Annotated in this window: 23 protein-coding genes and 1 pseudogene; 2 read left to right on the top strand and 22 right to left on the bottom strand. The window is 71.1% G+C overall.

Annotated elements, in window-relative coordinates; genetic code table 11:
• Window positions 1-50: 50 nt before the first annotated feature.
• The 9 genes from ACSEEN_RS03400 to mihF form a co-directional block, all read right to left on the bottom strand.
• Entirely contained in the window at window positions 51-611 is a 561-nt protein-coding gene (locus ACSEEN_RS03400) for a hypothetical protein (RefSeq protein WP_440712304.1), read from the bottom strand.
• Entirely contained in the window at window positions 604-2,040 is a 1,437-nt protein-coding gene (locus ACSEEN_RS03395) for an RsmB/NOP family class I SAM-dependent RNA methyltransferase (protein ID WP_298444258.1), read from the bottom strand. Before ACSEEN_RS03395 ends, ACSEEN_RS03400 begins: the two co-directional genes overlap by 8 nt.
• A complete protein-coding gene (gene fmt / locus ACSEEN_RS03390; protein WP_298444260.1) occupies window positions 2,037-2,993 on the bottom strand; it encodes a methionyl-tRNA formyltransferase in 957 nt (318 codons plus the stop codon). The genes ACSEEN_RS03395 and fmt overlap by 4 nt, the downstream gene beginning before the upstream one ends.
• Window position 2,994: 1 nt before the next feature.
• Window positions 2,995-4,938: a primosomal protein N' gene (locus tag ACSEEN_RS03385; RefSeq protein WP_440712359.1), complete on the bottom strand. Its 1,944-nt coding sequence runs from the start codon at window positions 4,936-4,938 to the stop codon at window positions 2,995-2,997.
• A 197-nt stretch (window positions 4,939-5,135) separates the two neighbouring features.
• On the bottom strand, window positions 5,136-6,350 hold the full coding sequence (gene metK, locus ACSEEN_RS03380; protein WP_247863587.1) for a methionine adenosyltransferase: 1,215 nt from the start codon (window positions 6,348-6,350) through the stop codon (window positions 5,136-5,138).
• A gap of 9 nt (window positions 6,351-6,359) precedes the next feature.
• A complete protein-coding gene (gene coaBC / locus ACSEEN_RS03375) occupies window positions 6,360-7,661 on the bottom strand; it encodes a bifunctional phosphopantothenoylcysteine decarboxylase/phosphopantothenate--cysteine ligase CoaBC (RefSeq protein WP_247863588.1) in 1,302 nt (433 codons plus the stop codon).
• Between the two features lie 8 nt (window positions 7,662-7,669).
• Entirely contained in the window at window positions 7,670-7,966 is a 297-nt protein-coding gene (gene rpoZ, locus ACSEEN_RS03370) for a DNA-directed RNA polymerase subunit omega (protein WP_247863589.1), read from the bottom strand.
• Window positions 7,967-8,004: 38 nt separating this feature from the next.
• Window positions 8,005-8,595, bottom strand: coding sequence for a guanylate kinase (gene gmk, locus ACSEEN_RS03365; protein ID WP_247863590.1), 591 nt, complete (start codon window positions 8,593-8,595; stop codon window positions 8,005-8,007).
• A 3-nt stretch (window positions 8,596-8,598) separates the two neighbouring features.
• The gene (mihF, locus tag ACSEEN_RS03360) at window positions 8,599-8,913 is read right to left on the bottom strand and encodes an integration host factor, actinobacterial type (protein ID WP_005939231.1); all 315 of its coding nucleotides are present in this window, start codon (window positions 8,911-8,913) and stop codon (window positions 8,599-8,601) included.
• Between the two features lie 218 nt (window positions 8,914-9,131).
• Here mihF and ACSEEN_RS03355 point away from each other — a divergent pair, with 218 nt between their 5' ends.
• Window positions 9,132-10,196, top strand: coding sequence for an alpha/beta hydrolase (locus ACSEEN_RS03355; RefSeq protein ID WP_298444267.1), 1,065 nt, complete (start codon window positions 9,132-9,134; stop codon window positions 10,194-10,196).
• Between the two features lie 240 nt (window positions 10,197-10,436).
• On the opposite strand, the gene pyrF is transcribed toward ACSEEN_RS03355, so the two are convergent.
• From pyrF to ACSEEN_RS03305, 10 genes are all read right to left on the bottom strand, one after another.
• Window positions 10,437-11,246, bottom strand: a complete 810-nt coding sequence (pyrF, locus tag ACSEEN_RS03350) for an orotidine-5'-phosphate decarboxylase (RefSeq protein WP_298444269.1) — start codon at window positions 11,244-11,246, stop codon at window positions 10,437-10,439.
• Entirely contained in the window at window positions 11,243-14,593 is a 3,351-nt protein-coding gene (carB, locus tag ACSEEN_RS03345) for a carbamoyl-phosphate synthase large subunit (RefSeq protein WP_371307792.1), read from the bottom strand. The genes pyrF and carB overlap by 4 nt, the downstream gene beginning before the upstream one ends.
• A 7-nt stretch (window positions 14,594-14,600) precedes the next feature.
• Complete coding sequence (gene carA / locus ACSEEN_RS03340; RefSeq protein ID WP_247863594.1) at window positions 14,601-15,797, bottom strand: glutamine-hydrolyzing carbamoyl-phosphate synthase small subunit; 1,197 nt, start codon at window positions 15,795-15,797, stop codon at window positions 14,601-14,603.
• Window positions 15,794-16,369 carry a PH-like domain-containing protein gene (locus ACSEEN_RS03335; RefSeq protein ID WP_247863595.1) on the bottom strand — a complete coding sequence of 192 codons (576 nt, stop codon included), beginning with the start codon at window positions 16,367-16,369 and terminating at the stop codon, window positions 15,794-15,796. Before ACSEEN_RS03335 ends, carA begins: the two co-directional genes overlap by 4 nt.
• Window positions 16,366-17,658, bottom strand: coding sequence for a dihydroorotase (locus ACSEEN_RS03330; protein ID WP_298441651.1), 1,293 nt, complete (start codon window positions 17,656-17,658; stop codon window positions 16,366-16,368). Before ACSEEN_RS03330 ends, ACSEEN_RS03335 begins: the two co-directional genes overlap by 4 nt.
• Entirely contained in the window at window positions 17,658-18,659 is a 1,002-nt protein-coding gene (locus ACSEEN_RS03325; RefSeq protein WP_247863597.1) for an aspartate carbamoyltransferase catalytic subunit, read from the bottom strand. Before ACSEEN_RS03325 ends, ACSEEN_RS03330 begins: the two co-directional genes overlap by 1 nt.
• The gene (gene pyrR / locus ACSEEN_RS03320; RefSeq protein ID WP_247868009.1) at window positions 18,656-19,213 is read right to left on the bottom strand and encodes a bifunctional pyr operon transcriptional regulator/uracil phosphoribosyltransferase PyrR; all 558 of its coding nucleotides are present in this window, start codon (window positions 19,211-19,213) and stop codon (window positions 18,656-18,658) included. Before pyrR ends, ACSEEN_RS03325 begins: the two co-directional genes overlap by 4 nt.
• Before the next feature lie 85 nt (window positions 19,214-19,298).
• On the bottom strand, window positions 19,299-19,784 hold the full coding sequence (gene nusB, locus ACSEEN_RS03315) for a transcription antitermination factor NusB (protein WP_283255206.1): 486 nt from the start codon (window positions 19,782-19,784) through the stop codon (window positions 19,299-19,301).
• On the bottom strand, window positions 19,771-20,334 hold the full coding sequence (gene efp / locus ACSEEN_RS03310; RefSeq protein ID WP_247863598.1) for an elongation factor P: 564 nt from the start codon (window positions 20,332-20,334) through the stop codon (window positions 19,771-19,773). The genes nusB and efp overlap by 14 nt, the downstream gene beginning before the upstream one ends.
• 34 nt (window positions 20,335-20,368) lie before the next feature.
• A complete protein-coding gene (locus ACSEEN_RS03305) occupies window positions 20,369-21,496 on the bottom strand; it encodes a M24 family metallopeptidase (protein WP_440712303.1) in 1,128 nt (375 codons plus the stop codon).
• Between the two features lie 42 nt (window positions 21,497-21,538).
• On the opposite strand from ACSEEN_RS03305, the gene ACSEEN_RS03300 reads away from it, so the two are divergent.
• Window positions 21,539-22,039 carry a B-4DMT family transporter gene (locus tag ACSEEN_RS03300; protein ID WP_247863599.1) on the top strand — a complete coding sequence of 167 codons (501 nt, stop codon included), beginning with the start codon at window positions 21,539-21,541 and terminating at the stop codon, window positions 22,037-22,039.
• Between the two features lie 89 nt (window positions 22,040-22,128).
• On the opposite strand, the gene ACSEEN_RS03295 is transcribed toward ACSEEN_RS03300, so the two are convergent.
• The 3 genes and pseudogenes from ACSEEN_RS03295 to ACSEEN_RS03285 form a co-directional block, all read right to left on the bottom strand.
• Complete coding sequence (locus tag ACSEEN_RS03295) at window positions 22,129-23,664, bottom strand: DUF726 domain-containing protein (RefSeq protein WP_298441660.1); 1,536 nt, start codon at window positions 23,662-23,664, stop codon at window positions 22,129-22,131.
• A 248-nt stretch (window positions 23,665-23,912) separates the two neighbouring features.
• Window positions 23,913-25,019, bottom strand: a complete 1,107-nt coding sequence (aroB, locus tag ACSEEN_RS03290; protein ID WP_371308106.1) for a 3-dehydroquinate synthase — start codon at window positions 25,017-25,019, stop codon at window positions 23,913-23,915.
• A 33-nt stretch (window positions 25,020-25,052) separates the two neighbouring features.
• Window positions 25,053-25,502, bottom strand: a pseudogene (locus ACSEEN_RS03285) (shikimate kinase); the annotation flags it as partial.
• Between the last annotated feature and the right edge of the window lie 6 nt (window positions 25,503-25,508).

Genomic DNA, 25,508 nt, shown 5'->3' with positions numbered 1-25,508 from the left:
TCCCGGGGCTTCGGGCGGCAGGCGCGGGACGCGGGACGCGGGGCCGGGCGTCAGAGGTGACCGGAGACGTAGCGGGGGCGGGAACCCACCGAGGCCAGGAGGGCGTCGTGCAGCTCCGGCCCGTACTCTTCGAGATTCGGCCAGTCGACCAGGACCAGACCGCAGTCGGTGCGGGCGTACGGGGTGCTGCCGATGTGCCAGTCGCCGATCGGCGCGGTGAACCCACAGGACGGGCACTCCTCGGTCGGCTCCTCGCCGCCGTCCCACCAGTCCTGCGGATCCCAGTCGGTCAGCAGTTCGTGGCACCGCGGGCACTCCGGCGGCACGCTGTCGGAGAAGGCGCTGACCGTCGCACCGGGGCCGAGGTCGACGGAGACGTCGCCGCGCTCGTCGAGCGGCAACGGGTTGCCGTCGGAGGCGGCGGCGTGCGCGATCGCCATGATCTCCGCGAGGCGGGCCTCGTCGACGGGGCCGCCCGGCTCCACCGGGTCGTCGTCCGGGTCCGCGCTGAGCACCAGGCGGACCGTCTCGGCGAGTTGCCGTTCGGCGGCGGCACCCGAGTCGTCGAGCGAGAAATAGAACTGCAGGAACTGGCTCACGGTGTCAGGCATCCCTGCGCAGGACGGCGAGGAACATGGCGTCGGTGTCCTGGCGATGGGGCCAGAGCTGGACGTACGGGCCGGGGCCCAGACTCTCCGGGTCGACCATGTCGCCCGCGACGAAGGGCCGGGCGTCGAGTTGGGTGGTCTCACCGGACGTGTTCAGGCAGGAGGCGACCACGGCGGTGGTCTCGGCGGGGTGCGGGGAACACGTCGAGTACACGACGACGCCCCCGGGGCGCACCAGGCGGAGCGCCTCGGTGAGCAGCGCGGTCTGCAACTCCACGAGTTCACCGATCTCCGACGGCTGCCGCCGCCAGCGCGCCTCGGGACGGCGGCGCAGCGAGCCGAGCCCGGAGCAGGGCGCGTCGACCAGGATGCGGTCGTAGCCCGGCTCCAGGCCGGTGGCGCGGCCGTCGGCGACGTGCACGGTGACCGGCAGCCCGTCGACCACCTTCTCGATCAGTCCGGCGCGGTGCTCGGAGATCTCGACCGCGTCGAGGTGGGCACCGTCGAGGCCGGCGAGCGACCCGAGCAGGGCGGCCTTGCCGCCCGGCCCGGCGCACAGGTCGAGCCAGCGGCCGCCGTCCTCGCCGACGAGTTCGGCACGAGTCAGGGCGAGCGCCACCAGCTGGCTGCCCTCGTCCTGGACACCCGCGAAGCCCTCGCGGACGGCGTCGAGCTGCCCCGGATCACCCTCGGGCAGGTACACCGCGTACGGCGAGTACCGGCCCTCCTCACCGCCGCTGACCAGTGCGAGTTCCTCCGCACTGATCTGGCCGGGCCGGGCCACCAGGTGCACGATCGGCCGCTCGTCGTCGGCCGCCAGCGCCGCCTGCAGTTCACCGGCCGAGCCGCCGAGCGCCTCGGCGAACACCTCGGCGATCCAGCGCGGATGCGCGTAGGTCATCGCGAGGTTCCCGATCAGGTCGTCGGTGATCGACGGGGCGAGCGTGTCGAGCCACTGCTGCTCGGTGCGCTGCGAGATCTTGCGCAGCACCGCGTTCACGAAACCCGAAGGGCCCATTCCCTTCTCGCTGCGCACCAGGTCGACCGAGGTGGACACCGCGGCGTGTGAGCCGATCCGCGTCCGCAGCAGCTGGTAGGCGCCCAGACGCAGCACGTCGAGCAGTTCGCCGTCGATCTCGGCGACCGGGCGGCCCGCCGCGGACGCGATGACGGCGTCGAGCAGTCCCGTGCTCCGCGCGGTGCCGTAGGTCAGTTCGGTGGCCAGCGCGGCGTCGCGGCCGGTGATCCGTCGTTCACGAAGGAGCTTGGGCAGCAACAGGTTCGCGTAAGCGTCGCGTTCCCGGACGGCCCGCAGCACATCGCGGGCGACGACGCGTTCGGGATCGAGTTCCTTGGTGCGGAGCTTCTTGTCCTGCGGCTTCTTGTCCCGGCCGCCCCGATCATCCCGGCGGCGCCGGTCGTCCCGGCTCACGCGAAGCGCTCCTCGCCGGTGAGCCGCGCGCCGCGCGCCCAGTCAGCGGCGGGCTGCGCTTTCTTGCCCGGCGGCTGCACCCAGCCGAGCCGCACCGCACCCGACGCGGTGCCGACGTGGACGGCCTTCTTCCCCGCCGAGATCGCCCCGGGAGCAAGGTCTTTCGGCGCGGTGATCCCCGCGGGTGGCTCGGCGTCGTCGACGACGGTCACCGGACCGAGCTTGATCCGCGCGTCACCCAGCCTGGTCCACGCCCCGGGCGCGGGCGTATGTGCGCGGATCGCCCGGTCGACGACGTGCGACGGCAGATCCCACCGCACTTGGGCGTCGTCGACGGTGATCTTCGGCGCGTACGACACCCCGTCGCCCGGTTGCGCCACCGGCGACAGCTGGTCGGCGGCGATCCCGTCGACCACGTCGCGGGTGAACGCCGCTCCGGCCTCGGCCAGCCGGTCGAGCAGATCACCGGCGGTGTCGGTGGACCGGATGCGTTCGGTGAACTGGCCGAACACCGGCCCGGTGTCGAGCCCGGCTTCCAGGGCGAACACGCTGGCGCCCGTCACCTCGTCGCCCGCGGCGATCGCCGCCTGCACGGGGGCGGCTCCGCGCCAGGCCGGCAGCAGCGAGAAGTGCAGGTTGACCCAGCCGTACGGCAGTGCGGTGAGCACCTCGGCGGGGATCAGCCCGCCGTAGGCGACGACGACGCCGAGGTCGGCGTTCCAGCGCGCGAGGGCCTCGGCCACCTCGGGATCGCTCATCCGCCGGGGCGTGATCACCTCGATGGCGTGCTCGTCGGCAAGCTCGCCGATCGGTGAGCGCACGGCCTTGCGGCCGCGGCCCGCGACGGTGTCCGGCCGGGTGATCACCCCGGCCACGCGGTGATCGTCGGAGTCGATCAGTTCCCGCAGCGTCGGGACGGCCGGGTGCGGGGTACCCGCGAACACCACTCTCATGTCAACCGATCGTAGGCGGGTCCACCTGGACCCGAATACCCGCGGTGTCCTCATGGCGCGCGTGCCGGAGCACCTGGGCCGCCCGCAGCGCCGCGGCCAGATCGCGGCCGTGGCCGCGGTCGGTGCGCAGCAGGACCCGCTCCAGCGGTTCCCCCGGTTCGGCACCGGCCGGCGGACGCACCCCCGGCGGCAGCGGCACCGGTCCCAGCTGCTGCGCCCCGGGCGGCGTGTCGACCATGCCCAGGAACGCGCTGATCGCCGCCGGCGGCCCGTCGATCGACGCCATCGTGACCGCGGGCGGGAAGCGCAGTTCCCGGCGCAGAGCCAGCTCGTGCCCGGCGAAACCGGCCGGGTCCCAGCGGATGAGGGCCTGCACCGGCAGCAACGTCGCGTCGGCGACGATCACCACCCGGCCCCCGTCACCGTGCGGCCGCACCAAGGTGGCCACCGACATCCAGGTGCGCACCGCCTCCTCGGCGGCGCGCAGATCCTGCCGGTCGAGCTGTGCCCACGTGTCGAGGAGCACGGCGGCGCCGTAGCCCCCGGCCGCGTGCGGCTGCGCACCGGGCGTGGCGACGACGACGCGCGCACCGGCGTCGATCTCATCGACGATCTTGTCGCCGCCGGACGTCACCACCGGTATCCCGGTGAAGGCGCGGCCCAGCTCCTCCGCGGTGCGTTTGTCACCGATCATCAAGGCGCGCACCGCGGTACCGCCGCACGCCGGACAGACGAAGCGGGTCTCCAGCCGCCCGCACCACCGGCACGACAGATCGCCGCGATCACCCATCTGCAGCGGACCGTGGCACGACCGGCAGCGCGCGTGCGTCCGGCACCGCGCGCAGGCCACCGACGGCAGATAGCCGCGCCGCGGCACGATGAACAGCACCGGGGCGTCGTCGGCGAGGGCGCGCCGGGCCGCGTCGAAGGCGATCGCCGGGATGCGCGCGGAGCGGGCGAGCGGGTCGCCGGCCACGCGCCGGTCGTCGTCGGAGATGCCCTCCACGCGCGGCATGTCGGCCCGGATCGTCTCGCGCGGTGCGGTGAGCGATCGCGCCCAGCCCGATTCGACCAGCGCCTGCGCCTCCGCGGTGCGGGCGAAGCCGCCGATCACCAGCGCCGACGCGCTCTGGTGAGCCCGCAGTACCGCGACCTCGCGCGGGTGCGGGTAGGGCGAGCGCGGCTCGTCGAGGCTGGGATCGCCGTCGTCGAACACGACGGTCAGGCCCAGGTCGGCGACCGGCGCGAAGACGGCGCTGCGGGTGCCGATCACCACCCGTGCCTGCCCTCGGAGCACCGCGAGCCAGCGGCGGTAGCGCGCGGTGGGCCCCAGACCGGCGGCCAGGGTGATGCACCAGTCGCCGAGCAGCGGCCGGCAGGCGGCGTCGAGCCGGTCCAGGTCACGCTGATCGGGGACGACGATCACCACGCTTCTCCCCTGCGCGGCGACCGTGCCGGCCAGTTCGGCGAGCCGGGCGGCGACGTCCTCGCCGGGCCGGGCCTGCCAGCACACCCGCGGGTGCAGGGTGGCATCGTGCAGGGCCGCAAGGAATTCGGCGCCACCGTCGTACGCGTGCCAGCGCTCGGCCGACGGGGCGGCGATCTCGAGTTCGGGCTCGTCCGGCGGCTCGGCCTTCTCCACCCGGGCGTGCCGCGGCGGGATCGCCAGGCGCAGGACGTCGGGCATGGTGCCCGCGTACCGATCGGCGACGGCCCGGGCGAGTCGTGCGAGGTCGGGCGTCAGAACGCGTTCCGGTGAGACGACGCGGTCGAGCCAGGCCAGCCTGCCGCCGTGATCGCTCTCCGGAAGGCGTTCCAGCACGAAGCCGTCGACGAGCCGGCCGGAGAACCGGACGCGGACGCGGACACCCGGCTGGGCATCGGAATCCATCGCCTCGTCGACGAGATAGTCGAAGGGCCGGTCGAGATGCGCGAGGCCGAGCATCGGGAGCACCCGCGCGACCGGGTTCTCCGGCGCGGGCAGGCGCCGGTGCTTGTCCTTGGCGGACTCACCGGCCACGGGGTGCTCCTCGACCTAGACGGGCGTTTCGACACGGTCTCGGCTAGCGCCTCGACCGGCGGGGCGGGCTTAGGGGCGTTTCGACACGGTGCGGGCTGGGGTCCTCATCCGCCGGGAGCCGGCTACAGGCCGGCGGCGGCGCGGAGTTCGGCGACGCGGTCGGTGCGCTCCCACGGCAGGTCGACGTCGGTGCGGCCGAAGTGGCCGTAGGCGGCGGTCGCGGCGTAGATCGGCTGCAACAGCTCCAGGTCGCGGACGATCGCACCCGGACGCAGGTCGAAGACCTCGGAGATCACCTTCTGGATGGTGCCGACGTCGATCTTCTCGGTGCCGAAGGTCTCGACGAACAGCCCGACCGGCGCGGCCTTGCCGATGGCGTAGGCGACCTGCACCTCGATGCGCTTGGCGAGGCCGGCGGCGACGGCGTTCTTCGCGACCCAGCGCATGGCGTAGGCGGCGCTGCGGTCGACCTTCGACGGGTCCTTGCCGGAGAACGCGCCGCCGCCGTGGCGGGACATGCCGCCGTAGGTGTCGACGATGATCTTGCGTCCGGTCAGTCCGGCGTCGCCCATCGGGCCGCCGAGGACGAAGCTGCCGGTCGGGTTCACCAGCAGGCGCGGGCTGCTGGTGTCGAGCGGCGTCGGCAGGTCCAGCTCGGCGAACACCGGGGCCAGGACGTGCTTCTCGATGTCCGGCGTCAGCATGCCGGCGATGTCGATGTCGGCGGCGTGCTGGGTGGAGACGACGACGGTGTCGAGGCGGACCGGCACGTCGTCGGCGTACTCGATGGTGACCTGGGTCTTGCCGTCCGGGCGCAGGTACGGCAGGGTGCCGTCCTTCCGGACCTCGGTGAGCCGGCGGGCCAGCCGGTGGGCCAGCGCGATCGGCAGCGGCATCAGTTCGGGGGTCTCGTCGGTGGCGTAGCCGAACATCAGGCCCTGGTCGCCGGCGCCCTGCAGGTCGATCTCGTCGGCGTGGGTTCCGGTCTGCGCCTCGTGCGACGCGGTCAGGCCCTGGGCGATCTCCGGCGACTGCGCGCCGATCGCGACGTTGACGCCGCACGACGCGCCGTCGAAGCCCTTGGTCGACGAGTCGTAACCGATCTCCAGGATCTTCTCACGCACGATGGTCGGGATGTCGGCGTAGGCGGTGGTGTTCACCTCACCGGCGACGTGCACCTGGCCGGTGGTGACGAGCGTCTCGACGGCCACCTTGGCACCCGGATCCTGGGACAGCAGCGCGTCGAGAATCGAATCACTGATGGCATCGCAGATCTTGTCCGGATGTCCTTCGGTGACGGACTCGCTGGTGAACAGGCGGGACGCGGACGCGGTCATCGGTTCCTCTCAGAGAACGGGGTCGGTGGAAAGCTGGGAAAGTGGGTGATCGGCTTCGGTGCCCCCACTATCAGGCACCAGCGAGGAGACTTCGTCAAGGATTCTGCTCGCCATCAATGTCTTTGAGCCGTACGGCAATCCGGTCTCGGTTCCGTCGGCGGACAGCACCCAGCCGGTGTTGTCCTCGGTACCGAACGCGCGGCCCTCGCCGACGGCATTGACCACGAGCAGATCGCAGCCCTTGCGCCGGAGCTTCGCCCGGCCGTGATCCAGGACGCCGCCGTCGGCGTCGCCGGTCTCCGCCGCGAAGCCGACGATCACCGTCTCGGCGGGGATGCGGCCGTCTCGGCGGGCGCCGACCAGGCCGGCCAGGATGTCCGGGTTGGTGTCGAGTTCGATGGGCGACGGCCCGTCCGCGCCCTTCTTGATCTTGGCACCGGCCACGGACACCGGGCGGAAGTCGGCCACCGCGGCGGCCATGATGACCACGTCGGCGCCGGCGGCTCTGGCCGTCATCTCCTCGTTCAGCGCCGCCGCCGAGTCGATGTGCACCACGTCGACGGCGGCCGGTTCGCCGGGCTCACTCACCGCGCCCGACACCAGGGTCACCCGGGCGCCGCGCTGCGCGGCGACGCGGGCCAACGCGTAGCCCTGCTTGCCGGAGCTGTGATTGCCGAGATAGCGCACCGGATCGAGCGCCTCGCGAGTCCCGCCAGCGCTGATCAGCATGCGGACGCCGGCCAGATCGCGCGGAAGGGCGTCGGGCCGGGTCAGCAGCAAGTCGCCCAGCAGACCGATCTCCGCCGGTTCGGGCAGCCGGCCCGCACCGGTGTCGGCACCGGTCAGCCGCCCGGAGGCGGGAGTCAGCACGGTCGCGCCGTGCCGCCGAAGGGTCTCGACGTTCGCCACAGTCGCCGGATGCTCCCACATCTCCGTGTGCATGGCCGGCACGAACAGCACCGGGCAGCGGGCGGTCAGCAGCGAGGCGGTCAGCAGATCGTCGGCGCGGCCGGCGGCGGCACGCGCCATCAGATCGGCGGTCGCCGGAGCGATCACCACCAGGTCGGCCTGTCGTCCGAGGGCGACGTGGGCCACCTCGTCGACGTCGTCGAAGACCTCGGTGGTGACCGGATTGCCGGACAGCGCCTCGAACGTGGCGGCGCCCACGAACTTCAGGGCGCTGCGCGTCGGGATCACGCGGACGTCGTGCCCGGCCTCGGTGAAGTGCCGGATGACCGAGCAGACCTTGTACGCGGCGATGCCGCCGCCGACCCCGACGATGACGTGACGGCGAGCGGTCTCGTCACCCACGAGGGGGCCTATTCGCCTTCGGTGTGCTCGAGCAGGTCCGAGTGGATCTCGCGCATCGCGATCGACAGCGGCTTCTCGTGCACGCCCGGCTCCACCAGCGGCCCGACGTACTCCATCAGGCCCTCGGCGAGCTGGTTGTAGTAGTCGTTGATCTGGCGCGCGCGCTTGGCCGCGTAGATCACCAGGGCGTACTTGGAGGAGGTGCGCTCGAGCAACTCGTCGATCGGCGGATCGGTGATGCCCAGCGGGGTGTCGTAGACGGTCTCTTCGACGAGATCCAGTTCGATCCCGGTTTCGGTGCTCACGCGTTGTTCTCCTGCAAAGTTCGTTAGGGTGCGGCCACTCAGCGGCCGACTAGCAAGTTTACCAAGGTCCGGGCGGAAGCGTCGACATCGTCGTTCACGACGACGTGTTGGAACTCGTCCTGAGCGTCCATCTCGACCTTCGCGGTCTGCAGGCGGCGGGCGATCGCCTCCGGCGTCTCGGTGCCGCGGCCGGTGAGGCGCCGCTCCAGCTCGGTCCAGCTCGGCGGCGCCAGGAAGACGGTCACGGCCTCGGGCAGCGAGCTCCGCAGCTGCCGTGCGCCGGCCAGATCGACCTCGACGAGCATCGGCGTACCGCTCTCCCGGGCGCGCCGCACCGGTCCTGCCGGAGTGCCCGATCGTTGCAGTCCGCCATGGATGTCGGCCCACTCGAGCATCTCGCCGCGCTCGATCATCGCGTCGAAGTCGGCGCGCGAGACGAAGTAGTAGTCGCGGCCGTCGACCTCACCGGGCCGCGGGGCGCGCGTGGTGGCCGACACCGAGAAGGTGAGTTCCGGCAGCAGCTCGCGCACCCGGGTCACGACGGTCGACTTCCCGACGGCCGAGGGGCCGACCAGTACAACCAGTCGGCCCCTCGGTCGGGAATCCTGTGCGGATCGCTCAGCAGGCACAGCTCAGGAGCTGAACTTCTCGAGCAGAGCCTTGCGCTGGCGGTCGCCGAGGCCGCGGAGACGACGAGTCGGAGCGATCTCCAGCTCGGTCATGATCTCCTGCGCCTTGACCTTGCCCACCTTCGGCAGCGCCTCGAGCAGCGCCGAGACCTTCATCTTGCCCAGGATCTCGTTCTCCTCGGCATCAGCCAGGACCTGCTTGAGATCGGTGCCGCCACGCTTGAGGCGCTCCTTCAGCTCGGCACGCACGCGACGGGCCTCGGCTGCCTTCTGGAGCGCTGCTGCGCGCTGCTCGTCTGTCAACTGGGGAAGAGCCACGGTTCCTCCGCCTTTCGTTGGTTCGGTTCGGTTGGTCCCCCGACGCTATATGAGCACCGGGCGGCTTCGCTCCGCGGGTCGATCCGGCCCGCCGAGATGCACGACGATTCTATCTATTCTCGTCATGACCAGGACAGACGGTACCCCGCGTCCCTGAGAGAACCGAACACCGCCCCTGGGCGCGTCGCACTCCGGGTCCATCGGTAGCCTGTCGCACCATGCGACAGTCCGACCTGGTCACCCTCACGCGAGTCCTCCGCGACGACTTGGCGCCGCGCACGGCGACGGAGTCCGTCGTGCTGTCCGACCGGCCGCACGCCCGGCTGCTCCGCTACGGCACCGCCGACCAACTCGGCGCCGCCCGGGAGGCCGGCGCGGTGCCGGTGCTGCTGGTCCCGCCGCTGGCCGTGCCCGCGTCGTGCTACGACCTGGCTCCGGGCAACTCCGTGGTGGAGTTTCTGCTGGCCAGCGGCACTATTCCATATGTCATCGACTTCGGTGACGTGGGCCGGGCCGAGCGTGGACTGGGCTTCGAGGACTACTTCGACACGCTGATCCCACGCGCGATCGGCGAGGTGGTCGATGACTTCCGCGGCCCCGGCGATGCGCTGGATCTGATGGCCTGGAGCCTGGGCGGCACCCTCAGTTTCCTGACCGCCGCGCACGACCGCAGCCTGCCGATCCGCTCGGTGATCAGCGTCGGCACACCCCTCGACTACATGCAGATCCCGCCGTATCCGTTGGTCCGGCAACTGCTCGGCCCGACCGGCGGCCGCCCGGCGACGTACGCGCTGCGCGCCATGGCGGGCATCCCCGCGCCGATCGTGCGCACCGTGTACCGGGGCTTCGCGTGGCAGCGCGAGCTGACCAAGCCGTGGTACATCCTGGCCAATCTCGGCGACACCGAGGCGCTGGCGCGCATGCAGGTGATCGACCGCTTCCAGCGGTCCCTCCCCGGCTATCCGGGCAAGGTCGCCGAGCAGATGCTCGTCAACTTCGTGATCCGCGACGAGGTCAGTCGCGGACTGCTCCAGTTCGACGACGTCACGGTCGACCTCACGTCGATCACCGCGCCGGTGTTCATGGTCGGCAGCCCGCGCGACCCGATCGCGCCGTACGGCGCCGTACGACACGGTGAGGAACTGTTCTCCTCGTCCGCGCGGGTGGAGTTCCACACGGTGACGTCGAGCCACCTGGGCCTGCTGACCGGTCCGGACGCGGCCGAGCACACCTGGCCGGCCATCGCCACGTTCCGCGCCCGGCTCGACGCCGAGCGTCTCTAGCGCGGCGAGGCGGCTTGACCGGCGGGGCGACCTGACAGCTGGACCCGAGCAGCCCGTTGAGCCGCCACCGAGCCTGCCAATTCAGGGGTCGTTTCGACACGGCCGGGCCCTAGCGGGCCCGTCCGGCGGGGCGGGCTGCTGATGACCACTCGTCAACGGGCTGTTGATGACCACCCGGGGCAGCTGCTGAGGACAGCCGCCAAACGAGACCGTGTCGAAAGGGGCGCTCCGCGGGCGCGGTCAGCGCAGCGCCGACTCAATCTCGTCGCGTGTGGCCCGCGCGGCGGCGGCCAGGGCCGCCGGATCGGGGCCCGCGCGCAGAATGCTGCGTGAGGCGGCCGGGAGGAGCCACGACAGGTCGGCGGTGTCACCGAAGATGGCGGTCAGGTCGGCCGCGGTGGCGCCCTGCGCGCCCAGGCCGGGCGACAGAATCGGGCCGCCCAGCGACGACAGGTCGAGGCCGTGCTCCCGTGTCGCCCCGACGACGACGCCGGCCGTGCCGGAGCCGTCGGCGTTGACGGCCGCGGCGGCGTCGACGATGGATTGCGCCACCCCTCGCTGGAGGGCGGCGCCTTCCGGGTTCGAGGTCCGGGCGAGCACGAACACCCCCCGATCGGTGGCGCGGGCCTGGGCGACGGCCGGGTCGAGCGCACCGAAGCCCAGGTACGGCGACACGGTGACCGCGTCGGAGCACAGCGGGGACGCGTCGTCGAGCCAGGCGGTCGTGTAGGCGGCCATGGTGGTGCCGATGTCGCCGCGTTTGGCGTCCGACAGCACCAGTGCCCCGGCCTCCCGGCAGCCGGCGATGGTCTCCTCGAGCACCGCGAAACCGGCCGAGCCGAAGGCCTCGAAGAAGGCGACCTGCGGCTTGATCACCGCCGCCACCGGGCCCAGACCGGTCACGCAGGCGCCGGCGAAGGCGCGCAGGCCGTCGACGGACACCGGCAGGCCCCACTGCTCCAGCAGCGCCGCATGCGGGTCGATACCGGCACACAGCCGCCCCCGGTCGGCCACGGCCGAACGGTAGGCGGCCGCGAAGCCGACGCTCACTTGCCGCCGCGCAGCACGGCGTGGCGGCGCTGCAGGGATTCCACGCCCATCGTCGCGCCGAGCGCGGCCTCGATACCCTGCACGGCCGCCCCGAAGCCGGAGACCGTGGTGACGCACGGGATACCCGCGGTCATCGCCGCGGCACGGATCTCGTAGCCGTCGGCCCGCGGGCCGGAGCTGCCGGCCGGGGTGTTGACGATCAGGTCGACGCGGCCGTCGCGGATCATGTCGACCACCGACTCCTCGCCCTCGGCGGCCTCGTAGTGCTTGCGCACCTCGGTCACCTGGATCCCGTTGCGGCGCAGCACGTCCGCGGTGCCCTTGGTGGCCAGGACGGTGAAGCCCAGGTCGGCGAGGCGCTTGGCCGGGAAGGCGGCCGAGGCCTTGTCGCGGTTGGCGACCGAGACGAACACCGAACCCGACGTGGGCAGCGCGCCGGAGGTGGCGGTCTGCGCCTTGGCGAAGGCCCGGCCGAAGTCGGCGTCGAAGCCCATCACCTCGCCGGTCGACTTCATCTCCGGGCTCAGCAGCGTGTCGACCACGGCGCCCTCGGGCGTGCGGAACCGGTTGAACGGCAGCACCGCCTCCTTGACCGCGACCGGCGAATCGACCGGCACCACGGTGCCGTCACCGGTGGCCGGGAGAACGCCCTGATCGCGCAGCTCGGCGATGGTCATGCCCATCATCACCCGGGCGCACGCCTTGGCGAGCGGCACCGCGGTGGCCTTGGACACGAACGGTGCCGTCCGGCTGGCACGCGGGTTGGCCTCCAGCACGTACAGCACGCCGTCCTTCAGCGCGTACTGCACGTTGAGGAGCCCGCGCACGCCGATGCCCCTGGCCAGCGCCTCGGTGGAGCGCCGGACGGCGTCGATCTCCTCGCCGCCGAGGGTGATCGGCGGCAGCGCGCACGCCGAGTCGCCGGAGTGGATACCGGCCTCCTCGATGTGCTCCATCACGCCGCCGATGTACAGCTCGGTGCCGTCGTACAGGGCGTCGACGTCGATCTCGACGGCGTCCTCGAGGAACCGGTCGACCAGCACCGGCCGGTCGTCGGAGATCTCGGTGGCGCGGGAGATGTAGTCGGCGAGGGCGGCCTCGTCGTACACGATCTCCATGCCCCGGCCGCCGAGCACGTACGACGGCCGCACCAGCACCGGGTACCCGATGCCGGCGGCGATGTCGCGAGCCTGCTCGAAGGTGGTGGCGGTGCCGAACTTGGGGGCCGGCAGCCCGGCGGCGACCAGTACCTTGCCGAACTCGCCGCGGTCCTCGGCCAGGTCGATGGCGCTCGGGCCGGTGCCGACGATCGGCACGCCCTCGGCCTCCAGCTGCGCGGCCAGACCCAGCGGCGTCTGGCCGCCGAGCTGCACGATGACGCCCGCGACGTTCCCCGACTCCTGTTCGGCGTGGATCACCTCGAGGACGTCCTCCAGGGTGAGCGGCTCGAAGTAGAGGCGGTCGGCGGTGTCGTAGTCGGTGGAGACGGTCTCCGGGTTGCAGTTGACCATCACCGTCTCGTAGCCGGCCTGGCTCAGGGTGAGCGCGGCGTGCACACACGAGTAGTCGAACTCGATGCCCTGGCCGATCCGGTTCGGTCCGCTGCCGAGAATGATCACCTTCGGGCGCTCACGCTGCTCGGCGACCTCCGAGGTGGCCGCCTCGTCGAGCTCGTAGCTCGAGTAGTGGTACGGCGTCTTGGCCTCGAACTCGGCGGCACAGGTGTCGACGGTCTTGTAGACCGGCCGGATCCCCCACTCCGCGCGGAACGCGCGGACCGCGGCCTCGTCACCGAAGGTCGCGTCGCCGGCGGCGGCCCGCAGCGCGGCGATCTGCCGGTCCGACAGGCCGGTGAACTTGGCCTGGCGCACCAGGTCGGCGTCGAGCCGGTCGGCGTCGCGCACGTCGGCACCGACCTGTCCGATCCAGCCGATCTCGGCGAGGAACCACGGATCGATCGCGGTGGCCTCGTACAGCTGCTCGATGGTGGCCCCGGCCTCCATCGCCTGCATGATCTTGTACATCCGGCCGTCACGGGCCACCCGGATGTCGTCCAGGAGCGCGGGCAGATCGAGCGTCGCCGGATCCGGCCGATCCGGTTCGGTCCAGAATCCGGCGGCCTTGGTCTCCAGCGAGCGCATCACCTTGCCGAGCGCCTCGGCGAAGCTGCGGCCCAGGCTCATCGCCTCACCGACGGACTTCATGGTGGTGGTGAGGGTGTCGTCGGCGCCCGGGAACTTCTCGAACGCGAAGCGCGGGGCCTTGACGACGACGTAGTCGATCGACGGCTCGAACGCGGCCGGGGTGGCCTTGGTGATGTCGTTGGTGATCTCGTCGAGCGAGTAGCCGATGGCCAGCTTGGCGGCCATCTTCGCGATCGGGTACCCGGTCGCCTTCGACGCCAGCGCCGACGACCGCGACACGCGCGGGTTCATCTCGATCACGACCAGCCGGCCGTCCCGCGGGTCCTGAGCGAACTGGATGTTGCAGCCGCCGGTGTCGACGCCGACCTCGCGGATGATCGCGATCGACTGGTCGCGCATCTGCTGGTACTCGACGTCGGTGAGCGTCATCGCCGGGGCGACGGTGATCGAGTCGCCGGTGTGCACGCCGACCGGGTCGACGTTCTCGATCGAGCAGATCACGATCACGTTGTCGCGGTTGTCCCGCATGAGCTCGAGCTCGTATTCCTTCCAGCCGAGGATGGACTCCTCGATCAGGACGTTCGCGGTGGGCGACGCGGCCAGGCCGCCACCGGCGATCCGGTTCAGGTCGTCCTCGTCGTACGCCATGCCGGAACCGAGGCCGCCCATGGTGAACGACGGCCGCACCACCACCGGGTAGCCGAGCTCGGCGACGGTGGCGTGCACCTCCTCCATGGTGTGGCAGACGCGCGAGCGAGCGCTCTCGCCGCCGATCTTGGCGACGATGTCCTTGAACATCTGACGGTCCTCACCGCGCTGGATGGCGTCGATGTCGGCGCCGATCAGCTCGATGCCGTGCTTGGCGAGGATGCCCTGTTCGTGCAGGCCGACGGCGGTGTTCAGCGCGGTCTGGCCGCCGAGGGTGGCCAGCACCGCGTCGATCGGATGACCGGCGGCGGCCTCGGTCTCGAAGACCTTCTCGACGAACTCCGGGGTGATCGGCTCGACGTAGGTGGCGTCGGCGAACTCCGGGTCGGTCATGATGGTCGCCGGATTCGAGTTGATCAGCGAGACCCGCAGGCCCTCGGACTTGAGGACGCGGCACGCCTGGGTGCCGGAGTAGTCGAACTCGCAGGCCTGGCCGATGACGATCGGGCCCGAGCCGATGACGAGGACGTGGTTGAGGTCGGAGCGACGTGGCATCGGAGGATCAGTTCCCTTCCGTGGTCGAGGCCGACGTGTACGCGTCCATCGCGGACACGAACTTGTCGAAGAGGTTGGCGGCGTCGTGCGGGCCGGACGCGGCCTCGGGGTGGTACTGGACGGAGAACGCCGGGCGGTCGATCAGCTCGACGCCCTCGACCACGCCGTCGTTGGCGCAGACGTGACTCACCCGGCCGCGGCCGAAGTCGGTGTCGAACTCGTCGCCGGCCTTGCCCTCCAGGGCGAAGCCGTGGTTCTGCGAGGTGATCGCCACCTCGCCGGTGGCCAGGTCGACCACCGGGATGTTGATGCCCCGGTGCCCGAACTTGAGCTTGTAGGTGGACAGGCCGAGGGCCCGGCCGAGGATCTGGTTGCCGAAGCAGATACCGAACAGCGGCAGGCCGGCCTCCAGGACGCGCCGGGTCAGCGCGACGGCGTCGTCGGCGGTGGCCGGGTCGCCCGGGCCGTTGGACAGGAAGAAGCCGTCGGGCTCGATGGCCATCACGTCGTCGAAGGTGGCCCCGGCGGGCAGGATGTGCACCTCGACGCCGCGGGCGGCGAGCATGCGCGGGGTGTTGGCCTTGATCCCGAGGTCGATGGCGGCGACCCGGAAGCGCGGCTCACCGGCCGCCTCGACCACGTAGGTCTGCTCGGTGCTGACCTCGCCGGCCAGGTCGGCGCCGGACATCGGCGCCTGGGCGCGGACCTGGGCGAGCATGTCGGCGGCGTCGGTGACGGCGGCGCCGGAGAAGATCCCGGCGCGCATGGAACCGGCCTCGCGCAGCACGCGCACCACGGCGCGGGTGTCGATCCCGGCGATACCCACCACGCCCTGCGCCTTGAGCTCGTCGTCGAGGCTGCTGCTGGCGCGCCAGTTGGAGACGCGCGTGGTGGGGTTGCGCAGGGCGTAGCCGGCGACCCAGATCTTGCCCGGGTCGTCGTGGTCGATGAATTCGGCCGACCAACGCACGTCGGACCGCTTGCCGAGCAGGCTTTCGCCGTCCTCGGTGTTCCAGCCGGTGTTGCCGATCTGCGGGGCGGTCGAGACGATGATCTGCTTGTGGTAGCTCGGGTCGGTGAGCATCTCCTGGTAGCCGGTCATCGCGGTGCAGAACACCGCCTCACCGAAGGTGGCGCCCTCGGCACCGAAGCTCATACCCGTGTGGATGTTGCCGTTCTCCAGCACCAATACCGCTTTGCTCATGACTTCTTCCTCTTCGTATCGGATGCTGTGGTCTCGTTGTCGCCGGCGTTCAGTGCCGCGAAGGTGGCCTCGGTGATCTCCCGGTAGGGGGCCGTCCAGTCCGGGTACACCGACTTGTCGTCGCCGCGGATCCCGGAGTCCACCTCCAGGCCGGACGCCAGCCGCCACCGGATGACGAGCAGGCCGTCGCGGCTCATCACCTTCCCGGCCAGGCGGTTCTCGGTGCGCAGCGCGGTGATCGACTCCGCCGGGATCCAGATGTCCGACGCGCCGGTGCGCGCCAGCAGGATGCCGCCCGGGTACTCGCTGTAGGCGACCAGCGCCCGGTCACCGAAGTCGCCGGTGGCGATCCGGGTGGTCCAGCTGGGCGCCAGGGTGGAGCCGACGTACATGCCGGTCTCCGGTCCGCGGACCGGCTCGCCGAGGTCGGCGGGTACCGGCGGCAACTCGCCGACGGCCTGCGCCTGCGCGCGGCCACGGCGGCGCCAGCCCCGCAGGGCGAGGGCCACCAGACCGAGCCACAGGATGACGACCGCGACGACGATGATCAGGTCGTACAGCCAGTCGCTCACGAGTACGTCACCGACCCCCGCAGGATCGTGGCGACGACGACGCCGGGCAGGGTCATCGCCGCGTACGGCGTGTTCCGCGACTTGCTGGCCAGCTCGTCCGGATCGACCACCCACTCGGTGTCCGGGTCGACGACGGTCAGGTTGGCCGGCTCGCCGACGGCGATCGGGCGGCCCTGATCGTCGAGCCCGACGATCTGCGCGGGCCGTTCGCTCATCACGCGGGCCACCCCGCGCCAGTCGAGCAGGCCGGGGCGGACCATCGTCTCCACGACCACCGACAGCGCGGTCTCCAGCCCGAGCATGCCCGGCTTGGCCTGGCTGAACTCGCAGCACTTCTCGTGCGAGCCGTGCGGCGCGTGGTCGGTGGCGACGCAGTCGACCAGGCCCTCGGCCAGTGCGGCGCGCAGGGCCAGCTTGTCGCGGTCCTCGCGCAGCGGCGGGTTCACCCGGTTGACGCCGTCGTAGGTCTCCAGCCGCGAATCGTCGAGCAGCAGATGATGCGGGGTCACCTCGGCGGTGATGTCGATGCCCTGGCTCCGGGCGAAACGGATCAGCTCGACGGTGCCCTCGCAGGAGGCGTGGGCCACGTGGATCCGCGCACCGGCGTCGCGGGCGAGCAGCGCGTCGCGGGCGACGATCGACTCCTCGGCGGCGCGCGGCCAGCCGGCCAGCCCGAGGCGCGCGGCGGTGGGACCGTCGTGCGCGACCGCGCCGACGGTCAGCCGCGGATCCTCGCTGTGCTGGGAGATCAGCACGCCGAGGCCGCGCGAATACTCCAGCGCCCGCTTCATGATGACCGGGTCGTGGACGCACTTGCCGTCGTCGCTGAAGAGCTTCACCTTCGCGACGCCGTCGGCCATCATGCCCATCTCGGCGAGCTGGGTGCCTTCGAGTCCGACGGTCACCGCGCCGACCGGGTGGACGTCGCACAGGCCGACGTCCTGGCCGATCCGCCAGACCAGGTCGGTGATCGCGGCGTTGTCGGCGACCGGGCTCGTGTTGGCCATCGCGAAGATCGCGGTGTAGCCGCCCTTGGCCGCGGCGGCCGAGCCGGTCGCGATGGTCTCGGTGTCCTCGCGGCCGGGTTCGCGGACGTGCGTGTGCAGGTCGACGAAACCGGGCAGCAGGACGTGTCCGCCGCCGTCGACGGTCCCGGCGCCCTCGGGTGCGGTCAGCGTGCCGGCCGGGCCGATCCCGGTGATGACGCCGTCGGTGACCGCGACGTCGACCGGGTCACCTTCGCCGTACGGGCGAACGTTGGTGATGAGGACATTGCCGTGGGCCGCCACTAGTGGACCCCTCCTGCCTGGTGATGAACGGGGGTGTCGCCCGCGGCCTCGTGCGCGTCGCTGGCGAGGAGCCGGAACAGCACGGCCATGCGGACGTGCACCCCGGCGCGGACCTGGTCGAGCACCACCGACTGGGGAGCGTCGGCGACGTCGAACCCGATCTCCATGCCGCGCAGCATGGGACCGGGGTGGAGCACCTTCGCGTGCTCGGGAAGCAGGGCGAGCCGGGTGTCGTTCAGGCCGTAGCGGACCGAGAACTCGCGGGCGCTCGGGAAGAAGCCGCCGTTCATCCGCTCGGCCTGCACGCGCAGCATCATCACCGCGTCGGCGGCCGGCAGTTCTGCGTCGAGCTCGGTGCTCACCCGTACCGGCCAGGTCTCGACGCCGGTGGGCAGCAGGGTCGGCGGGGCGACGAGCACCACGTCGGCGCCGAGGGTCGACAGCAGTTGGGCGTTGGAGCGGGCCACCCGGGAATGCAGGATGTCGCCGACGATCGCGATCCGCCGGCCGTCGAGCGAGCCGAACTGCGAGCGCAGGGTGTAGGCGTCGAGCAGTGCCTGGGTCGGATGTTCGTGGGTGCCGTCGCCCGCGTTGATCACCGCGGGTCCGGTGGTCGGGAGGCCGAGGATGTCGGAGCCGTCGTTGGTCCAGCGGGCGATCTGCGCGGCCGCGCCGGACGCGGGGTGGCGGACGATCAGCGCGTCCGCGCCCGCGGCCCGGAGGGTCTTCGCGGTGTCGCGGAGGGATTCGCCCTTGCTGACCGACGAGCTCGACGCGCTCACGTTGATCACGTCGGCGCTCATCCACTTGCCCGCCACCTCGAACGACACCCGGGTGCGGGTGGAGTTCTCGAAGAACACGGTCATCACGGTGCGCCCGCGCAGCGTCGGCAGCTTGCGGACCTCGCGGCCGGCGAGCGCCTGCTCGAAGCGGGCGGCCTCGTCGAGGATCTCGACGGCGTCGTCGCGGCTCAGGTCCGCGGTCGAGAGCAGATGCTTCATCGGTCCTCCCCCGGGGTGCGCAGCACCACTTCGTCCACGCCGTCGTCCTCGGCGAGATGCACCTCCACGTCCTCGTCGCGCGAGGTGGGGATGTTCTTGCCGACGTAGTCGGCGCGCAGCGGGAGCTCCCGATGACCGCGGTCGACCAGTACCGCCAGCTGTACGGCGGCCGGGCGGCCCAGGTCGCGGAGGGCGTCGAGGGCGGCGCGCACGGTGCGCCCGGAGAACAGGACGTCGTCGACCAGGATCACCAGCGCCCCGTCGACACCGCCGGTGGGGACCAGCGTCCGTTCGAGGGGGCGGTGCGGCTTGTCGCGCAGATCGTCGCGGTAGAGCGTGATGTCGAGGTAGCCGGTGGGCACCTCGACGCCGCTGAACTCGGCGATCTTGGCGGCCAGCCGCCGGGCCAGAGACGTGCCGCGGGTCGGGATTCCGATGATCACCACCGGGCCGGCCTGATCGGAGTCCAGAGCGGTCTTCTCGATCACCTGATGCGCCATGCGCGCAATGGTGCGACCCACATCGGACGTGCTCAGCAGCGTCCGGGAATGCATCGGTGCGGAATCTTGCGACACCTTGCGACCGACCTCCTTCTCCGCCTCACGGGACGGATCGTTAAAGGATTTGCCGGAAGCGACTCTACTCCCCCGCGTCGCCGCCGCGAATTTGGGCCGCGCGCACCTGCGGGGCCAGCGCCGCGATCCGGTCCAGGACGCCGTTGACGAAGGCCGGCGAGTCGTCGGTGGACAGCTCGGTGGCGAGCTTGACGGCCTCGGTGATGACCACCTTGACGTCGATGTCCGGCGCGTACAGCAGCTCCCAGGTCGCCAGGCGCAGGATGGCCCGGTCGACGGCCGGGAGCCGCTCGAACTTCCAGTTCTGCAGATGCGAGGCGACCACCGCGTCGACCTGCTCGGCATCGGCGGTGACGCCCTCGACGGCCCGGACCACGTAGCCGGTCATCTCGCCGACCGCGTCGTGGGTGTCGAAGACCTCGCGACGCTCGGCGATCAGGTCGGTCGCCGGAACGCCCTTGGCCTCGGCCTCGAACAGCATGTCGACGGCCCGGCGCCGCTGGCGATGGCGGCCGCGCGGCTCCGGGTTGCGCCGATCAGCTGTTGACACGGCCGAGGTAGCTTCCGTCGCGCGAGTCGATCTTCAGCTTGTCACCGGTGTTGATGAACAGCGGGACCGCCACCTCGGCGCCGGTCTCCAGCGTGGCCGGCTTGGTGCCGCCGGTGGAGCGGTCGCCCTGCAGGCCCGGATCGGTCTGGGCGACGATGAGCTCGACGGTCACCGGGAGCTCGACGAACAGCGGCTCGCCCTCGTGGGTGGCGACCTGGACGCTCATGTTCTCCAGCAGGAAGCGGGCGCCGTCGCCCATGGTCTCCGGGGAGATCGAGATCTGCTCGAAGGTCTCGCCGTCCATGAACACGAAGTCCGACCCGTCGTTGTACAGGTAGGTCATGTCGCGGCGGTCGACGGTGGCGGTCTCCACCTTGACGCCGGCGTTGAAGGTCTTGTCGACGTTCTTGCCGGACAGCACGTTCTTGATCTTGGTGCGCACGAAGGCGGGGCCCTTGCCCGGCTTGACGTGCTGGAACTCCAGGATCTGCCACAGCTGGTTGTCGATCTTCAGCACGAGGCCGTTCTTGAAATCGGCGGTCGTCGCCATGAGGGGTCTCCTTATAAGTCTTGTCTGTCGTGCGCTACAGCACGCGCAGCTCGCGTGGCGTGTGAGTCAGCGACCGCGAACCGGATTCGGTGACCACCAGGGTGTCCTCGATCCGCACCCCGCCGCGGCCGGGCAGATAGATGCCCGGCTCGACGGTGACGATCGCGCCTCGAAGAAGTGTACCGGTCGCGGTGGCGCCGATCCCCGGCGCTTCGTGGATCCGCAGGCCCACACCGTGTCCGAGGCCGTGCACGTAGAACTCGCCGTATCCGGCGTCGGCGATCACCTGGCGAGCGGTGGCGTCCACCGCGCGCAGGTCGGCGCCGGGGGTCAGCGCCCGCGTTCCGGCCTCCTGCGCGACACGCACGATCTCGTGGATCTCCCGCTGCCACGGCGCCGGTTCGCCCAGGACCACGGTGCGGGTGGTGTCCGAGTGGTAGCCGTCGACCATCGCCCCGAAATCGATCTTCACCAGGTCCGACGTCGCCAGCACCGCGTCGGTCGGCCGGTGATGCGGGACCGCCGAGTGCGCCCCGGCGGCCACGATGGTCTCGAAGGCGATGCCCGACGCGCCGCGCTCGTACATCTCCCATTCCAGGTCGCGCGCCACCTGTCGTTCGGTGCGGCCCGGGGCGATCGCGCCGCGCTCGATCAGCGCCGTCAGCGCGGCGTCGGCCACCGCGCACGCCCGCGTGACCAAGGCCACCTCGCCGTCGTCCTTCACCTCGCGCAACTCCTCGACCACGCCGCGGAGGGGAACCAGCGTGGCGCCGTCGCCGCCGGGTTCCTCGCGCAGGGTCTGGAACTGGGCGACGGTGACCGCGTCGGCCTCGATGCCGACACGCGCGCCGGCCGCCTCGGCGACGAGCGCGGCGAGCGTGTCGCGGGCGATCACCGCCGTCACATCCGGCGTCTGGGCCGCGACCTGAGCGGTGTAGCGGCCGTCGGTGGCGATCCGGTCACCGGTGCCGCCGCCATCGGCCCGGATCAGGACGGCGCCGTTGCTGCCGGTGAAACCGGTCAGATAGCGCACGTTCACCAGGTCGCTGACGACCAGGGCGTCGGCGCCGCGGCGGGTCAGGCCGGCGGCGACGGCGGCGCGTCGTGCGGCGTAGGCGGGGGCGGGGGCGGACACGGGGACGGATTCTCCAGACACAGGCATGCCAAGATTGTTGTACAGGTCTCAGGCCGGTACGGTATCGACATGGACTCGTGGCTACTGCGCGGTATCATCATGTCGGTCATCAACATCGCGGCCCGCATCTTGCTGGGTTTCGCGGTGATCGCGTGGCCCATTCAGTCCCCGATCTACCGGGCCATCGCCATCGCCGCGATCGTGCTGATCGCGGTGATCTGGGGCGGATACGACGGTATCAAGGATGCGCGCGCCCATCCGGACCCCGACGACTACGACGACCTCACCATGCGCTGGCTGAAGGCGGGCTTCCTGGCCGGCTGGACGTCGTGCCTGATCTGCTGGATCCTCGGCACCTACTGGCTCGACGGCATCGGCCAGGCGTCGTTCTGGATCGAGATGATCGCCGGAACGTCGTTCATCACGCTGCTGGTGTACGTGCCCGCCTTCTTCGGCGTCAGCGCCGGCCGCTTCCTGGTCCGCCGCGAGCAGCGCAAGGGCGAGGACACCGACTGGTCGCACCACGAACTGCACACCCAGCCGACCGAGGTCGTGCAGACCGGCGCCTGAGCCGTCGTTCTTTCACCGAAGGCCCGGCCCCCTTCACGGGGACCGGGCCTTCGGGCATCCGAGCACCGGCCCGGGGTCCAGAACGGCGGTCAGACCAGTGTGACGTCGTCGAAGTAGTCGCTGTGCCCCAGTACGTCCGATGACACATCGTGATCGACGATGTTCGCGAAGCTCGATCCGAAACCCTTGGCGCCCACCGCCTCACTACCGAGCATCGCGCCCTTGTAGAGGTACTTGAGGACCTTGTCGTTGGTGGAGTGATAGTTGTGCACCTCCCCGGTCACGGCGCGTCCGAGCCTGCCCCAGTCGCCGCCACGGCCCCGTGCCGCCCCGACCAGGTGTACCGCTGCGACCGCGGGCGCAGCGGGGTCGGTCCCCATCGACTCAGCGGCGGTGATCATCACCCGGCCGCCCAGACTGTGACCGACGAGGATGACCTCGTCGGTCTCCGTGCGCGCCAGGATTCCAGCGAGTGCGGCGCCGGCCTTGTCCGCGCGGACCGTCGCCGAATGCCATGGATTCTTCGCGAGTCCGGCGCCCGCCATCGCCCAGCCGATCGGACCGAGGGCCGCGGCTGCCGCCTTGTGCGCCATCGCCCCACCGACTCCGGCGAAGGCTGCTCCCTGCTGTATGCCCATGTTCGCGAAGACGTACTTGGCGATGCTCTCCTTTTCCTTGGACCCCCAGTGCAGGAGATACACCGGTGAATCGGGGTACCGGGCCTCGACCATGTCGACGGCCGCGTCCCAGTCCTGAGCGTTCTGGGTGAGGAATCCTCGCGCGATCACCACCGGCGTACCGTTCCCGGCACGGAACTTCTGGATGCCGAACGACTGGTCATCACTCACGTAGGCATTGATCAGGCTCGCACCGAAGGCGGTCCCGAGCGCCGCACCCGCGGCCGTGATCACTGCCGTGCCACCCGCCATGCCGAACGCGATACCGCCGGATCCGATCGCTCCACCCCCGAGAGTCGCCAATCCCCAGCTCGTCGCCACCGCCCCGGAATAGCCGCCGAAGGTCACGCCGACCAGACCGCCGAGCGCAGGAGCCGCCGCGTAGGCGGCAGGGCCGAGCACGGCGCCGCCGAGAAGGCCGAAGCCGGCGAGCCGCGAGTGCCTCGCGAGGTTGGCGCTGTCGTACTTCAGGATGTCCCGGTAGCGATGCGGTGCCGAGATCTTGTCCGCGGCCCGCGCGAAGCTCGGAAGTTCGTGCCGATGCTCCGCGCAATACTTGGGCAGCCTGACGGAGCCGGGACCGCGGACGGCCATATGCGCACATCCCGGAGCCGGGCAGACTCGGGTCGGCGTCCCGCACTTCGCGCACAGGTATGTCGGCAGACGGCGACGGACGGCGACCTTCCGGTGAGTCGTCTTGGCGAAGCACCCCGAACACCACCGAGCGAGCACGACTTCGGTGGTCAGCCGGTCGACGAAGCCCGAGATCTCCCTGGCAATCTCCTCGTGCACTCCGGCCTGCGCCAACTGACTCTTCTCGTCGTCCGGTTCCGCCGCTTCGAGCGCAGCGATCGAGTGTTTGGCATACGCCCAGGCGTTGTTCACCATCGCGGCGTTCGAGAGCATCTCGTCGTCGCCCTCGATCGCCTCGGCTACCGGACCGGCCAACGGTCCACTCAGCTCCAGTCGCCGGCCCATCGGCGACCGAAGCACGCATGCGACTCGGCCCTCGCCCACCATCGTCACTGACACCGTGGCACTCACTGCCGTCCCTCCGTTCCTGCACACTGTGGTGTGTACAGCACGAGACGACTATAGATCGCGGTTCCGACAGCACCACTGAAAGGCGACGATCTACCTCGCAGGACGGCCCTCGCAGCGCGGCAGCGGGGCACGGGCGTTGCTACGACTCCCGGTCAGCCGAGGAAGACGCCGCCCGGGGACGACTCGCCGGCGACGGCGGAGTACGCCGCGGCGATCAGCGACGGGTCCGGGGCCTCGAGGCGGCCGGGGCGGGCGAGGCCGTCGAGCACGACGAACCGGAGCATGCCGGAGCGGTTCTTCTTGTCGCCGGCCATGTACTTGAGCAGGTCGCCGAGGGCGTCCGGGTCGTAGCTGGTGGGCAGGCCGACCAGCTCCAGCAGGGTGCGGTGGCGGTCGGCGGTGGCGTCGTCGAGGCGGCCGGCGAGCCGGGCCAGCTCGGCGGCGAAGACCATGCCGACGGCCACGGCGGCGCCGTGGCGCCACTTGTACCGCTCACGCCGCTCGAGTGCGTGCCCGAGGGTGTGGCCGTAGTTGAGGATCTCCCGGAGCGACGACTCCTTCAGATCCGCCGAGACGACGTCGGCCTTCACCTGCACGCTGCGGCGGATCAGCTCGGGCAGCACGTCGCCGGCCGGGTCGAGGGCGGCCTGCGGGTCGTTCTCGATGAGGTCGAGGATCACCGGATCGGCGATGAACCCGGTCTTGATCACCTCGGCGAGGCCGGCGACGATCTCGTTGCGTGGCACCGTTTCGAGGGTGCCGAGGTCGATCAGCACGGCGTCCGGCTCGTGGAACGACCCGACCAGGTTCTTGCCGGCGTCGGTGTTGATGCCGGTCTTGCCGCCGACGGCGGCGTCGACCATCGCCAGCAGCGTGGTCGGGACGTGGACGACGCCGATGCCGCGCATCCAGGTGGCCGCGGCGAAGCCGGCGAGGTCCGTGCACGCGCCGCCGCCGAGGCTGACGACCTTGTCGTTGCGCTTCATGCCGATCTGCCCGAACACGTCCCAGAGGTAGGCGGCGACCTGCAGGTCCTTGCCGTCCTCGGCGTCCGGAATCTCGATGCGGTGCGCGTCCAGCCCACGTTCGGTGAGGTATTCGCGGATCTGCTCGGCGGTCTGCTTGAGCGGCGGCTGGTAGACGATCGCGACGTGATCGGCGGTGGCGACGGCCTCGGCCAGGTCGGGCAGCAGGCCGCGGCCGATGATCACGTCGTACGGAGCGGCCGCGCGAACGGCCACCTTCACGGGCTCGGTCATGAACGGTTCTCCTTCGGGAGGCAGGGCGGCGAGGATCTGCTCGACGATCGGGGCGACGGCACCGGACGCGTCGACCGTCTGCGAGGCGACGGCCTCGTAGGCGGCGGTGCGCCCGGCCAGCAGTGCGGCGTAGCGCGCGGCGGGATCCGGGTCGTTCAGGAGCGGACGGTCCGAATGCGCGACGCGCGCGAAGCCGTCGTCGGCACCGATCCGCAGGTAGACGACGTGGTGATCGGCCAGGGCGCCGGCGATGTCGGGCACGGTCACCGAACCGCCACCGAGGGCGACGACCCCTTCGCGGGTCGCCAGCACGTCGAGCACCACCTCACGCTCGAGCGCGCGGAACGCGGCTTCCCCACCGTCGGCGAAGATCTCCGGGATGGTGCGGCCGGCGCGTCGTTCCAGTTCCTCGTCGGTGTCGAGGTACCGGGCGTCGAGCGCGGCGGCCAGCGCCCGCCCGACGGTGGTCTTGCCGGATCCCATGAACCC

Source organism: Gordonia marina (assembly GCF_052036135.1).
Lineage (GTDB): Bacteria > Actinomycetota > Actinomycetes > Mycobacteriales > Mycobacteriaceae > Gordonia.
This window is presented reverse-complemented; position numbering and strand designations above follow the sequence as displayed.

Excerpts from the sequence above, each read along its gene's own strand:
- ACSEEN_RS03400 (WP_440712304.1), bottom strand. The coding sequence starts at position 611 with ATGCCTGACACCGTGAGCCAGTTCCTGCAGTTCTATTTCTCGCTCGAC.
- fmt (WP_298444260.1), bottom strand. The coding sequence starts at position 2,993 with ATGAGAGTGGTGTTCGCGGGTACCCCGCACCCGGCCGTCCCGACGCTG.
- ACSEEN_RS03385 (WP_440712359.1), bottom strand. The coding sequence starts at position 4,938 with ATGCTCGGCCTCGCGCATCTCGACCGGCCCTTCGACTATCTCGTCGAC.
- metK (WP_247863587.1), bottom strand. The coding sequence starts at position 6,350 with ATGACCGCGTCCGCGTCCCGCCTGTTCACCAGCGAGTCCGTCACCGAA.
- ACSEEN_RS03355 (WP_298444267.1), top strand. The coding sequence starts at position 9,132 with ATGCGACAGTCCGACCTGGTCACCCTCACGCGAGTCCTCCGCGACGAC.
- carB (WP_371307792.1), bottom strand. The coding sequence starts at position 14,593 with ATGCCACGTCGCTCCGACCTCAACCACGTCCTCGTCATCGGCTCGGGC.
- carA (WP_247863594.1), bottom strand. The coding sequence starts at position 15,797 with ATGAGCAAAGCGGTATTGGTGCTGGAGAACGGCAACATCCACACGGGT.
- ACSEEN_RS03325 (WP_247863597.1), bottom strand. The coding sequence starts at position 18,659 with ATGAAGCATCTGCTCTCGACCGCGGACCTGAGCCGCGACGACGCCGTC.
- pyrR (WP_247868009.1), bottom strand. The coding sequence starts at position 19,213 with ATGCATTCCCGGACGCTGCTGAGCACGTCCGATGTGGGTCGCACCATT.
- efp (WP_247863598.1), bottom strand. The coding sequence starts at position 20,334 with ATGGCGACGACCGCCGATTTCAAGAACGGCCTCGTGCTGAAGATCGAC.
- ACSEEN_RS03305 (WP_440712303.1), bottom strand. The coding sequence starts at position 21,496 with ATGCCTGTGTCTGGAGAATCCGTCCCCGTGTCCGCCCCCGCCCCCGCC.
- ACSEEN_RS03300 (WP_247863599.1), top strand. The coding sequence starts at position 21,539 with ATGGACTCGTGGCTACTGCGCGGTATCATCATGTCGGTCATCAACATC.
- aroB (WP_371308106.1), bottom strand. The coding sequence starts at position 25,019 with ATGACCGAGCCCGTGAAGGTGGCCGTTCGCGCGGCCGCTCCGTACGAC.